Below are 12,874 nucleotides of genomic sequence, written 5' to 3'. Positions count from 1 at the left end.
AGTAATTTCCATGAAATATCTATCTTAGCTATCGTTCCGATGGCATCTTTTTATACTCTTTTAAACGCTCATATTCTTCCATTGTAATCGTTAAAATAGTGCCATGTTTATAACCATAAGGGAAATCAAAGGCTTCATCAGAACGTATGAAGTTCCCTTCTGATAGACTATCTGCTACAAATGGAACATATCCTTGCTCCTCTGCTTTACAACCATAAAAGTCTAAAAATAAACACCATCTTCCATCTTCAAGTTTCACTGCTGTTGGTGCCTCATAATAGCCCTCTTTAAGGTCAGCCATACACTCATCAAATTTATGTACTCTGCTAAAAGGACCAGTAATGTTCTCTCCTTTAACCAATATGATTCTAGAAGGATCTTTTTCACTTTTTAAGAAACAATAGTATTCCCCATTTTCTTCATACATAGCAGAATCGATGACACTTCCATCCGTCTCTTTACGATATAAAAGTTCTGGTTCTTGAAAGCTTATAAAATCTTTCGTTCTTGTATAATAAATACCTTTGTATCCGTAATTATTACAACTATGAGAAGAAGACCAATGAATCACGTAATCATTGTTTTCTTTGTCATAAATAATATCAGGAGCCCATAAACACCCAAAATCTTCATTTCCAAGTTTAATCATTCGTTGATTGGACCAGTGAATCAAATCATCGGATTCCCAAAGGACTAAGCATTTACTTCCATTTCGTGAAACTTCTTCCCATGAATTGTGATACTGATATGGCATACCATAAGCAAGGCTTAAATCCGTAGCCATAATAATAAACTTTCCTTCTTTTGTTCTTGTAATAGTAAAATCACGAACACCTTTATCCCCTTCATAGCTCCACAATATAGGGTTTCCATCATTTACTTCTTCCCAATGAAATCCATCTTTGCTAATTCCAAAATACACTTGTTCACCATCCGGTGTTCGCTTTTCCTTGAAATGTACAAATAAATATGCTTGCATGTTAACCCTTCTCCTTTTGTAATTGCAGTCACATTAATGTGTTAGTTATCAAACATATCACTTTAAACCCTAATATCCTAATATATGTACAACTAACTTTCATTGCCCTAAATCGAATTTCTTTACAAATAGATACATAATTATTATATAGTTTATGCTATTATAATTGTCAATGCTTTACTTATAAATGATTGAAATGTCTCACTTTTCAAATAAATAAGCTCTGTTAAATAAAAATACTGGTATTACAAGTATTGGTATTTGAACCATTATTAGAAAAAGTATTTGGTGGAATAGGTAAATCATATGAATATTCAATAAGTAAAAATAAATTTATTGAATTAAATGAATAAAGCAAAAAGTGGCTGACGCAAACAAAATCTATTTTGCATCAGCCACTTTATCTACTTTATTTTACTATATCATGCTTTATAAAAGTACCTTTTCGTAATTCACGAAATGCTTCATTTAACTCTTCGTCTGTATTCATTACAATTGGGCCTGCCCAAGCAATCGGCTCTTTTAATGGTTTTCCACCAAAATAAACAAATCTTACTTCTTTATCGGTAGCAGATACTTCGATTGCAGAACCTTCACCAAATAAAACGGCTGTTTTTTCTGCAATCGGTTGATTACCTACTTTACCATCACCTTCAATAAGGAAAATAAACACATTGTCTTCTGGCTTTGTATCGATACGAATGGTATTGCCAGGTTTTACAGTTACATCATAAAGAGTTGCCTTAACATACTTTGGATCAACACCTTTTCCTTTGCCTTTATAATCACCTGAAATAACACGGATGGTTGCATTATCTTCTTCAACAACTGGAATCATATCTTTTGAAATATCAAAATAATGAGGCATTGTCATTTTATCTTCTTTTGGTAGATTTACCCATAACTGAAGGCCTAACATTCTCTCGGAAGCTTTCGGCATTTCTTCATGTAATATTCCGCTACCTGCTGTCATCCACTGACATTCGCCATCTCCAATAACACCTTTGTTTTTTAAACTATCTTCATGCTCGATTTTACCTTTAATTAAGTATGTAACTGTTTCAATTCCTCTGTGTGGATGCATTGGAAAACCATTTGTATAGTCTTTAGGATTAACGGAGTCAAATGCATCAAGCATTAGAAATGGATCAAAATCATATACATCATTGCCACCTAGTACACGAACTAGATTTACCCCTGCTCCATCCACTGCTCTTTGACCTCTTACTGTTCGTTTAATTTCTCGAATACTCATATTTCATCTTCCTTTCTTTTTAATCAACGTACTTTTTATAAAAGTACTTGATATATGTTTCATTTGCCACTTATAATAAACAATAGTACTAATTAGTAATATATTTTTTTAAAAATAAGATGTACTCTTACATCTTTAAATTATAAAGCTTTTTCTATTCCATACATTCATCATATTACTAATTAGTAATAATGTCAATACCATTTAATACTGTTAAGACATAGAAATTCTTTTTGCTATTTCATTTAAGTACTAAGTAATAATTTAATTAATAATGTTCATAATAATATTATGTAAACATATAATGTATAAAAGAATGAATTTATTTAATTTAGATTCGAAAAAAATAAATAGCCTTTTATATATTTTATTATACATAGAAAGCTATTTATTAAAGGCTATCACTTATACTTTTACTTTATTCTTAATAAAACTTATCTTGGTTTGTTTTATTATGGTTTGTTTTATTAATTAATTCGTTTTCTTGATGATTCTTAAGCTTCTGTACCGCATTGATTACTCTAAATTCTGAGTCTTCTCCTGTTTTTGCTTGTTGCATATAATTAATTAATTCTACTTTTTGAGCATTTGATAAGGATCCGAAATTGGCTTTAGCGACAGGCTCTCCTTCTAAGAGCATCCCAAAACCAAGTGGAATATCAGGGCCGTTTGGGTTATGGCCTTGACCTATAAAAACATCATTATTCATAATTGACCTCCGTATGAATTTTCCTTTTATTTTCTAACAAGACTTTATAGTCAACAAAACTTTATAGTATTATGTGTAGAAAAAAAGTATTCATGCTGGTTCCTTTACATAATGCCGAAATCTTTTATATTCAAAGCGAAAAGCTTATAACGTATGTTATTTAAGTATTCAATATCTAATTTAAGAATTAAGAATTCTATGTGCAAAAATGATATTCTCCATCTTTACGCAGTCTCCGCTTTCAGCATTCCATGCTTCAGATAAAGATACTTCCATATAAAAAAGTTGCTTTAAGTCTTTTAGAGGAATATTTAAATGCTGACTCAATATATCAATTACATATATAATTTTATCATACAACTCTGCAGTTATTTCATCTTCCATTTCATTAAGAATGAATCTAGGAATATCGAAAATCGGATGACCAAGTACCCCTTTTGGATCAATAATCGTATAGCTTCCATTATGATTTAGCAGTATATTATCGTGATGCAAATCCCCGTGGAGAAGCATTTTTTGTGGATATTTAAAAAAGAGTTCACTACATATCATCTTAGCGGCCTTCATGTGTATATATAAATCTCTATAATTATCTAATCCTTCTAGATAATTCATCGCATTACTTACCCAGTCAAGGTAAGATGGATATATTTCTGGATTTTTAGGAAATATATGAAGATTCTTATATAAAGTACAAAATACCATCAATCTTTCATCCAGAGATTTCACTTTTCTTAATTCAGTTCCAGGAGAAATTTGCTCTTCGATTAATACTCCATGTTCTAAATCAGCATCAAATACCTTACAAAAACGACTTTGATTATATTCCTTTAATGCGTTATATTCGCTTTTTATATAGGAAGTGTCCATTTGCTGTTTTATTATCACATTTCCATAGATGGCGGAGTCGCATTTAAGAACCAAGCTGTTCCTTTTGTTATCAAGAATTTCAATATCACTAAGTTCCCATTTTGTTATATACTGATTTAAACATAAGTTAATACTCTCGTAGTTAGCTTTATTATCTGCCATTATTTCGTTATGCATGGATACTCACTCTCCCGTTTCATTTCATCGTTATAAAGATTTTAACATTACTGTAATAAGATTTAGTAGTAATTTATCCTAAAAACAGGTACTTTTCGATCAATAAATAATTCATTATGCTATGTCATCAAATATTTTAACAATTTAAATAATTTTCCAATATATATATAATAGCCGCTGAATATCATCATTGAGATTTTATTCAGCGGCTTTCCCTTAATTATTCACTTATAACCCCTAATATCACATATTTACAAATTCTCATTTGTGCGACAAAATTACATTTTCTTATGTGATTTGTTGTTTTATTGATAAAATGAACAATTTGTAACTGTTGCGCCTACAATTTTATCTTTACTAGCTCCACCTGTAGAGATACAACCCGTAAATTTATGTTTCCCTGAAGCTGGTGCTGTTGGAAAGTAAAAGTTTACATTATTTTTTGTACCAGTACAATTTAATAATGTTATATAACCCGTATTGTTATTTTGATCAAATCCTCTGGATCGATTTCCAATGGCAGTACAATTTTCGAGATAATGTTTGTCTGCGGAATAATTTCCACCAACTTTAAACCCATTCCCGTTACCATCTCCGACTCCATTATAAGAAGCTTCACTATCATATACTTTCACTGAATTTTTAGCATCATAAAAATCAAATCCATCGTCTGAATTATAAAGCGCTGTACATGAAGTAAACACATTTCCTGGTCCAATGCTTAATTTTGCAGCAAAACCATCGGCATTCTCTCCATTCGTCTTCTGATCATAATTATAAGTGGATGTAACACGATTGATTGTATTATAAGAACCACCATTACTGATTTGTAAACCAGTATCTCCGCACTTAGTGATAAAACAATCTTGTACTCGGTTATAGTTTCCACTAATGTGAATACCATTATCTCCTGCACCAGTTATCGTCAAACCAGCTATAATCCAATAGTTTCCTGAAATTTGAAAACCTCTTGAGCTATCTGCATATTCTTGGCTAGAGAAATCAATTACTGGAGCATGTCCACTATAATTTAAAATTTTAATTGGCTCAGCTGCTGTACCATTGCTTGTTAATTTAAAGGTAGTGGAATAACTGTAGGTTCCATTTAAAACGAAAATTGTTGTTCCAGCACTTGCCTTGGTTAGCGCTTTTGTAAGAGTTTTGAACGCTGTTGTCTTAGTAGTTCCGTCATTAGAGTCACTTCCCGTAGTTGAAACATAATAATATGTAGTCGCTGCTTTCACAGGTACATAGTGAAATAGACTTACAAACATTACACAAACAATACATAAACTTATCCTTCTCCATATTGTTTTCATGATAACCTCCATACTGCCGTTAGCGGCTTAATTCATGAACAAAAACACTTTCTGTGCTTCTGCTAGTGGAAATGCTTTTTTAACCTAAGAACGTTTTAAATTTTTGTTTGTGAATAATTAAAGGTAGAATGTTTCTAATTTAGACTCTGTTTTATCTTTCGTTTTTGTAAACCCCAACCCTCCTTTTCATATATTCGCTATAAATTAAACTAGTATTTTATACATCCTGTTAACTTGATATTAGCACATTATGTAAGTGGTTACAAGATATGTGAAGGGATAAAATATTAGGTTATTTTTGTGCAATTTAATACGAATGTTATAATATTGACAATCAATTGACATTAAATAGGGGTAAAACAAAATTACATATATTTACATTATTTTTTATTGAAAGGATGTTATTTATGTTTTTAACTAAGAGAACCCTAAAGTCTTTGTTTTTTGCCTGCCTGCTCCTAGTTTTATCATCATGTAAGAAAAACGATGATGCATCTGATAGTACTTCAGTAAGTACGCTCATCGGAGTAAATTCACCAACTGAATCAATAATTAATACACCATTTAGTCCTGATTTTGAGGATTTAGAAAAAAGAGCATACAATAGTGAATTAGTTGAAATACAAAGTGGAGATTCATATGATTTTAATTTAGACGGAAAGAAGGAACCCATAGAATTTAGGTTTATAAAAAATGATATGAATTATATAGAGGATTGTGAAGTAAAAATTGGGGATGTCACTTGTGTAACTGAAATAACTAGGCCCACAGGTAAGGTTTATATCTCTGCACTAACTACATCTCAAGCTTCACTTCAAGTGTTAATTGATGAATATGGCCCTAGTGATGATCCTATGACTACTATTTTATATTACAAAGACAATGAAATAAATGAAGTGGGAAAAGTTGGTGGTCTTGTAGCAAGTTTAAAATCTCTTGGCTATGGTTTATTTCAATCGTATGAGCGTGCGAATACACTACAAACCTGGTATCACCCTAAAAAATTCTATATTACTGAGTCCAGCTATAATAATAATAATAATAATAATAATAATGAAAATTTACCAACTATTATTTATATGCCTAATGAACTTTATGCGGTTGGAACAAGTGTGAAATTATTACTTGATGTGCCTTTGCTAAACTCGCAATCAAATCGTGCAACATCCTCTACTTTAAGTAAAGATAGCGTTGCTACTATTGTAGCGTCCGATGATAATAATTGGATTTATATTAAGGGAAATGACGTGTATTATGCAGGATGGGTTGAAATAAATGGTTTACATGTAATTATTAATGGTAAAGAATATGATGGTCAAGATGTTTTTGATGGCTTGTGGTTATACGATTAATATTAGTTTATTAATAAAAGTCTTTATTAAACCCGTTAATATTCATTGGACCTATGTCATTTTAAATGACATAAGTCCTTTTTTAATTTACTCTTGTTATATGATTTTCCTATTATTAAGTAAAATGCTCAAAGATATTTAAAAAATATTCCAATAAAATTTGCTAAGTTATATTATCAAATCATCATTATGTAATTTCCGAAATGAATTACCAACCAATAACCTCCAAAGTATCCCATTTACTTTTCCACTTTTTACATTTTTCATCATATGTACTTTGTGTAATCAAGCTTTTATTCGCTCTAATGATTTGACCAAACATATCATTTAAACCAAATGGGGCATATACGATTAGATTATTATTCTCTAATCTAACTCCGACTGCGGAAGCTGTCGTTGGCCAAGTATTGATAGCGTCTTCAACCGATAAATAAGGATTAATTGAAATACCAAAACGTTCTTCATACCAAAGATGTACTCTGGCCTGATTTTTGACATCAATATGTACTTGACTAGATTGAGGTATGGTATGTAGATTTTGAATCGTTAAGTCGTTCGTTTTTTGCATAGGCAAAGTGTTCACTTTTTGTATCACCGAGGTATTAATTTTTTGAATCAACGAGTTCATTGTTCTTTTTATCACCTTATCTTCAGCTTCATAGGAAAGATCTGAATTATCAAAATAAACGATATCAAAATCTGATATTCCATACATTAAATCATTTCCATTTTGATAATTCCAAATAGTTTGACAGATACATCCCCCACCAATATAATAATTCTTTAGTTCTAAGTGAGATGCCTGTTCCAAAACATTATATAATACCTTGTTTTCCTTTAATATTACATGTAAAAGCCTAATTTGATTTTCTAAGCTTTCATTAAATCCATTACATTTACGTCTCATACCTATCTCCATAACTTTTGTGCATTATCTATTTATACATTTGTCATTACTCAAGTTATCATATATAAGTTTTATCATTATTTCCTAGTTTTTTGCTAAACTTTTATTTCCTATACTATCCTTTGAGATGCTGGTTCTTCCTTTTCTAATTTAAAAATCATTTATTTCGTACCATAAGAAATTAGAAATCCTCTAAATTGAAGAAATTTTGCATTATCTTTATTAGCCTTTAAATGATTTGTAATTGCATTCTGTTTTCTAACATAAGCTTCTGCCTCTCCTCGATCTAATCCTTTTCCTATAAAAAAGGATATCTTTGATTCATATTCTTCATCATTAATAATATTGTTCCATCCATTGGATTGCTGAAAATTTTGTAAGCATTCATCATAATTATTCGATATTGGAGTAACAAAGTTTACTTTATCATTCATTCTTACATCAACATTTTTTAACCCAATCTCATTCATCATAAAAGGAATACGCATTCCGATTGCATAATCCCGCCAAAATCTTTCAATTCTTCTTTCCACATCTTTTGAAAACCATTTCTAGCGCATAAGTAATCATAATCAATACCGTCTATATAAAAGCCGTCGGATTCAAGTTCTCTACATACTTCAAAACATATCACTAGACCGTCAGATTTAACAGAATTCTTCATTTTACTTAAAATCTCTTTTGGATTACTAAAATATCTTAGAACAGCTTGGCAAATCGCAATATCATATTTCTTCTTAGGCTGATAGGTATATAAATCCTCAAGAATAAATTCGGTTTGAAATTCAGTTTCATTAAAATAATTCTTAGCCTCTTCTAGAAAAGCTTCATTAATGTCAATTCCAGTATATGTACTTCCATGTGGTAAGAAAGGTAATAAAATACTACCCAAATAACCAAACCCACAACCATAATCGATAATATCTACGGCTTCAGTGATATTCCATACTTTTTCAATTAAAATTTGAAAATAGTCCATATTCCAAAAGGAACTTCGAGAACGTTTTAAATAATCAAGCTTAGTCTTCCAGTAATCTAAGGAATCTGTTTTAACTGTATTTGTTTCTAGATATTTTATTGGTTTTAACCCTAATAACTCATCTACCGTAACTTTAAAATAATCCGCAATCACTGGTAATAAATAAATATCTGGCATACAAATATTAGTTTCCCACTTACTAACAGATTGATAAGTAACACCGACAGCATCTGCAAGTTCACGTTGACCTATTCCATAAAACTTCCTTAGTTCTGCTATTCTTAGTTTGATTGACGACATAAATTCCTCCAATGTATTTTATACGTAAAAGTATAGCATTTTACGCATAAAATACTATCACGTAAGATTCGAACTTTATCGGTCAGTGGTTGATAAAACATCTAAAGAAACATACCAATTGCACACTCAGTTTCTTTATAAAATCGATATCCAAGGCTTTGGTATAAAGACATCGCTCTAACATTAGAACTCCATACTTCTAGTCTTGATTCAAAAACATGTAATGATTTGAGCTCTTTCAATGCTCTAAGAAGCAAATTTTTACCTATCCCATTTTTACGAAATTCTTTAGAAACAAAAAAATCATCCACCCAACCGTACTTATTGTTATTTTCATCTTCTTTTACAATCATAATAACATTTCCAACTAAAAATCCATTATGTTTTGCAGCTATACTAAACCATTGCTTTGTTTCTTTGATTTCCTTTAAATCCTCAATGGAATAACCATTTTTAAAGACTTTATGTTGTTCTTGAATTAACTGCAACATCTCATCTTCTGTTTGAAAATTTAATTTTATATAATTTACACCACTATTATTTTGTGTCATATCTCCAATTTGTGTCATATCTTTAGAGTGTGTTATACCTTTAAATTGTGTAAGTTCTACCACATCATTTGTATCAGGAATGTTAAAATTCTCTTCTGAAATATCTTTCTTAATTATGTACATACCTTCGTCGTGTTGAAATCCAGGTTTTGCGGAATAATATTCTATATTTTCAATATTATCTGGAAAACAACAATGATATACTTTCACATCATGGCCATTATATTCTAATTTTAATTCTTTTGAACGTTTCATTATCTCATCAAATAATTGATTTTTTATATCATCCTTATTTTCAATATCTTTAACTTCAATGTTAAAATAGATATTTAATCTCGGATTGTCATATAAATCAGACGGGAAAAATGGTGAAAGTAACGCTTCTCCTACCAAATTGTTTTCCGTATCATATGCTTCAATAGTCTGTCTCTTTATATTTTCTTTTAATGTGTAATTCATTAATTCCTCCAAACGCTAGTCTACAAATGATAGCAGAAAGTTTTTCCTATATTTGTCATTTTATATTACCATATTTTACTATGGACTCATTAACATTTCAAGCATTGGTTTCTAATTTAATGAAAATCAAGCATTACTTGCTTGTCATAAAGTAATGATCAATGAATATGCTAATAAAAAATGAATTGAATTTTAAAAATGGAAAATTATATTAACGATTATTCACTTGAAAATGAATTATCATTATTACCTATCAATTATACAATTGATATAGCCCTTCGCAATAATGACATAATTCATGATCAATTGAACTCCTACAATACGGAGCGTTTCATTAATTTTATTGAAAATTTTGAAAAGGGAATTTTAGATAAAATTAGAATAACAAAATTTGAAATTGACAGTAAAGCAACAACGTCGATTTTACAATTTGATGGTAGCATTATTCAATATACTATCGATGTATCAAGATTTAATACATCTGAAAAATATATAACTTACTTCGGGCATAAGATGTTTTCTCATACTGAATGTATCCATAAAAAAGAGTTCGAGGTTTTTTATCTAATAACTAACAAGAGTAATGTCGTTGATGTCTTTATTGATCTAATGCAGTAAATATTGCATATCCTTTTCGTATTATTATTACCATACTGAAAACTTTTTATATGCAGATAATAAGTATATGCTATTTGTTACAATTAAGTATCTCTTATCATTCGTATGAAAGAAAGGATTTATATGTCGAAGAATACTGGAATTGTAAAATGGTATGATGCTGCAATAATGTAAGTAAATTCACATGATATTTATTTATAAGGAGGGCTCTATGAATAAAGTTCATTATGAAGTTAACGGCTTACAAAATTCACAGACAAAAACACAAGTGAAAAATGTGCTAGACAAAATCGAAGGTATTAAAATGGTAAATGTTGATTTAGGTAGAGGAACGATTGAGGTAGGCTATAATAATAAATTAACAGATGAAAATAGTATTCGGCAAGGAATTGAACAAGTAGGTTGTAAAATAGAATCCTATTTGTCGTAGTGTAAATTAAAATAAGCGATAAAGTCTATGCTTTATCGCTTATTTTAATTAGTTTTTTCTTATTGTCATTTTTATATTTATACCCTTGACTATAACTATTTTAAATGAGAAATGTGCGTTTTTAATATATTAATGAATGTTACACATTAAATTAACTCAGATAATTCTCGTGAAATTGAATTCCCCCAAAAAATACCCTTCGTTGTTAGTTGATATCCATCGTCTTTTTTCACTACCATTTCATTTTCAAGTAATAAATTTAATACTTTTTGATACTCATCTTTGTCCTTATATAAAGTTTCATTTTTTGGTAGATGTATTGTTTGAATGTCACCTTTGAACTTGACTACTTCTTTATAACTTTCTTTAAACTGCATTCCAGACTTTGAATCAAATGCTAAAATGCTTTCTTCATATTCGGATAAACTAATAGGATTCATCATGGCAAGACCATTCATTGAACCACCAGCGCCAGCTCCTAACGGAAGTGTATCTGCTCCTTGATGGCGATTCATGATATATTTATATTTATCATTCTTAACCATCTTTGTAAGTTCAAGAAAATGATAACCCGCCTTTTCCATATATTCGCTGATTGCATGAAACATCTTTTCATCGTTTTCTTGACTTTGTGCTTGATCAATCTTAGTTTCTCTCATATTAATTAGAGAATACATTGAAAATCCATTCAAATCCAAATCAATAATGCGATTTAAGTCTTCATATAAATCATCGAGGGTTTGATCTTTATAATTATAAATCAAATCCATACTTACAGTAATGTTTTCATACTCTTTTAAACGCTTTAATTTTTCATAAGCAGTTAATCCATTGCCAACTCTGCCCATTTGTGCTCTTCCATTATCATTAAATGTTTGAATACCAACGGAAAAACGCGTCACACCTTCTTCTATTAATGCCTGCATTTTTTCATCGGTTAGTTCTGTTACCGTTGTTTCAATTGTGAATTCTGCATCTAGAGTAAAGGAGAGATGTTTTTTTAGAGCTTTTAAAATTTTTCTTAAATCATTTGTAGGTAAGGTCGTCGGAGTACCTCCACCAAAGTATACAGCATCAAACACGGTACTCTTTACATAAGGAAGTGTAGCATATTGTTCAATTTCTTTTACAATAAGGTCTGCATAGGTTTCAATGGGCTTTTGTAAACTTCTTCGCATATTACAAAAGCTGCAGATTTTGCTACAAAAAGGTACATGAATGTAAATAACTGCTTTTCCATCCGCATTCGTATTATATGTATTTAACGATTCAATTACCTTTTTAGGCCCGATTAAGTGTTTATTGCCTTCTGACATTGCACTATGGTGCGTTCTAATTCTCGTTTGAAACATAAAGCTCTAACCTTTCTCTAAATAATTCTGCTGCAGATAAAATATCCGCTTTACTTGGATGTCTTTTCGCAATTTCATAACGCTTACGTTTCTCTTCATTCACTGCATGTGGATTATCTGCAGGTAATTTTTCAAACATTTCAATAATCTTATCGCTAAGCTTTCCTTGGCAGATATATTTTGCAATCACTGTATTATTATCTTTAACGAGTGCTTCACCATTTGCAAGGGAAGTCCAAGCATGTTCCGTGTCTGGCCAATAAGCAAGTGTTGCAAATAAACCTACTTTTTTATCTTTAATCGTAGTTAAGAAATTTTTTGCTTCTTCATTTGGGCCTGACTTATCTACCCAGTAGCCGACTAAAACTATATCATACTCAGAAAGGCTAGTTACTTCTTTTATAGGTAATAAAACCTTATCTTCCATAGGAAGTCCTTCAAAGATACCTTCTGCTAATGATTTTGTGTTTCTTGTTCTACTTGAATATGTTACTAATACTTTCATTCTTCTATTCCTAACAACACTTTGAATGATGTGTTGTTGCCACTTTTTGATGGGTTGACTAATTAATTTTGTGGCTTCCTCTCTTTTTATTTTTCAATCAACCATGTTCTTT

The 12,874-nt window shown here is 30.4% G+C and carries 14 protein-coding genes; 3 read left to right on the top strand and 11 right to left on the bottom strand.

Annotated elements, in window-relative coordinates:
• Positions 1 to 28: 28 nt before the first annotated feature.
• From BN4220_RS15555 to BN4220_RS15535, 5 genes are all read right to left on the bottom strand, one after another.
• On the bottom strand, positions 29 to 979 hold the full coding sequence (locus BN4220_RS15555; RefSeq protein ID WP_066718448.1) for a glycoside hydrolase family 43 protein: 951 nt from the start codon (positions 977 to 979) through the stop codon (positions 29 to 31).
• A 409-nt stretch (positions 980 to 1,388) separates the two neighbouring features.
• Positions 1,389 to 2,234 (bottom strand): pirin family protein, encoded by an 846-nt coding sequence (locus BN4220_RS15550; protein ID WP_066718446.1) that lies wholly within the window; start codon positions 2,232 to 2,234, stop codon positions 1,389 to 1,391.
• A gap of 424 nt (positions 2,235 to 2,658) precedes the next feature.
• Positions 2,659 to 2,943 carry a YdeI/OmpD-associated family protein gene (locus tag BN4220_RS15545; RefSeq protein WP_066718444.1) on the bottom strand — a complete coding sequence of 95 codons (285 nt, stop codon included), beginning with the start codon at positions 2,941 to 2,943 and terminating at the stop codon, positions 2,659 to 2,661.
• A 180-nt stretch (positions 2,944 to 3,123) separates the two neighbouring features.
• Entirely contained in the window at positions 3,124 to 3,990 is an 867-nt protein-coding gene (locus tag BN4220_RS15540; RefSeq protein ID WP_066718441.1) for an aminoglycoside phosphotransferase family protein, read from the bottom strand.
• Positions 3,991 to 4,295: 305 nt separating this feature from the next.
• Positions 4,296 to 5,309, bottom strand: a complete 1,014-nt coding sequence (locus tag BN4220_RS15535; RefSeq protein ID WP_242867803.1) for a right-handed parallel beta-helix repeat-containing protein — start codon at positions 5,307 to 5,309, stop codon at positions 4,296 to 4,298.
• Positions 5,310 to 5,716: 407 nt separating this feature from the next.
• Between BN4220_RS15535 and BN4220_RS15530 the strand changes: the two genes are divergently transcribed.
• A complete protein-coding gene (locus BN4220_RS15530) occupies positions 5,717 to 6,661 on the top strand; it encodes a hypothetical protein (protein WP_066718437.1) in 945 nt (314 codons plus the stop codon).
• Positions 6,662 to 6,869: 208 nt separating this feature from the next.
• Here BN4220_RS15530 and BN4220_RS15525 read toward each other — a convergent pair whose 3' ends face one another.
• The 4 genes from BN4220_RS15525 to BN4220_RS15510 all read right to left on the bottom strand — a co-directional run bounded on the left by BN4220_RS15525 (position 6,870) and on the right by BN4220_RS15510 (position 9,857).
• Positions 6,870 to 7,568: a nucleotidyltransferase family protein gene (locus BN4220_RS15525; protein WP_066718433.1), complete on the bottom strand. Its 699-nt coding sequence runs from the start codon at positions 7,566 to 7,568 to the stop codon at positions 6,870 to 6,872.
• A 161-nt stretch (positions 7,569 to 7,729) separates the two neighbouring features.
• Positions 7,730 to 8,041, bottom strand: coding sequence for a hypothetical protein (locus BN4220_RS15520; protein WP_148401753.1), 312 nt, complete (start codon positions 8,039 to 8,041; stop codon positions 7,730 to 7,732).
• The gene (locus BN4220_RS15515; protein ID WP_066718427.1) at positions 8,038 to 8,847 is read right to left on the bottom strand and encodes a DNA (cytosine-5-)-methyltransferase; all 810 of its coding nucleotides are present in this window, start codon (positions 8,845 to 8,847) and stop codon (positions 8,038 to 8,040) included. The genes BN4220_RS15520 and BN4220_RS15515 overlap by 4 nt, the downstream gene beginning before the upstream one ends.
• Positions 8,848 to 8,948: 101 nt before the next feature.
• A complete protein-coding gene (locus BN4220_RS15510; RefSeq protein ID WP_066718425.1) occupies positions 8,949 to 9,857 on the bottom strand; it encodes a GNAT family N-acetyltransferase in 909 nt (302 codons plus the stop codon).
• Positions 9,858 to 10,055: 198 nt separating this feature from the next.
• Between BN4220_RS15510 and BN4220_RS15505 the strand changes: the two genes are divergently transcribed.
• Both BN4220_RS15505 and BN4220_RS15500 read left to right on the top strand, forming a co-directional pair.
• Positions 10,056 to 10,475: a DUF4362 domain-containing protein gene (locus BN4220_RS15505; protein ID WP_066718422.1), complete on the top strand. Its 420-nt coding sequence runs from the start codon at positions 10,056 to 10,058 to the stop codon at positions 10,473 to 10,475.
• 211 nt (positions 10,476 to 10,686) lie between these two features.
• Complete coding sequence (locus tag BN4220_RS15500; RefSeq protein WP_066718419.1) at positions 10,687 to 10,905, top strand: heavy-metal-associated domain-containing protein; 219 nt, start codon at positions 10,687 to 10,689, stop codon at positions 10,903 to 10,905.
• Positions 10,906 to 11,051: 146 nt separating this feature from the next.
• On the opposite strand, the gene BN4220_RS15495 is transcribed toward BN4220_RS15500, so the two are convergent.
• Both BN4220_RS15495 and BN4220_RS15490 read right to left on the bottom strand, forming a co-directional pair.
• Entirely contained in the window at positions 11,052 to 12,257 is a 1,206-nt protein-coding gene (locus tag BN4220_RS15495; RefSeq protein ID WP_066718417.1) for a coproporphyrinogen-III oxidase family protein, read from the bottom strand.
• A complete protein-coding gene (locus tag BN4220_RS15490) occupies positions 12,238 to 12,762 on the bottom strand; it encodes a flavodoxin family protein (protein ID WP_066718415.1) in 525 nt (174 codons plus the stop codon). The genes BN4220_RS15495 and BN4220_RS15490 overlap by 20 nt, the downstream gene beginning before the upstream one ends.
• Between the last annotated feature and the right edge of the window lie 112 nt (positions 12,763 to 12,874).

This window comes from Clostridium sp. Marseille-P299 (assembly GCF_900078195.1).
Classification (GTDB): Bacteria; Bacillota; Clostridia; order Lachnospirales; family Lachnospiraceae; genus Lachnoclostridium.
This window is presented reverse-complemented; position numbering and strand designations above follow the sequence as displayed.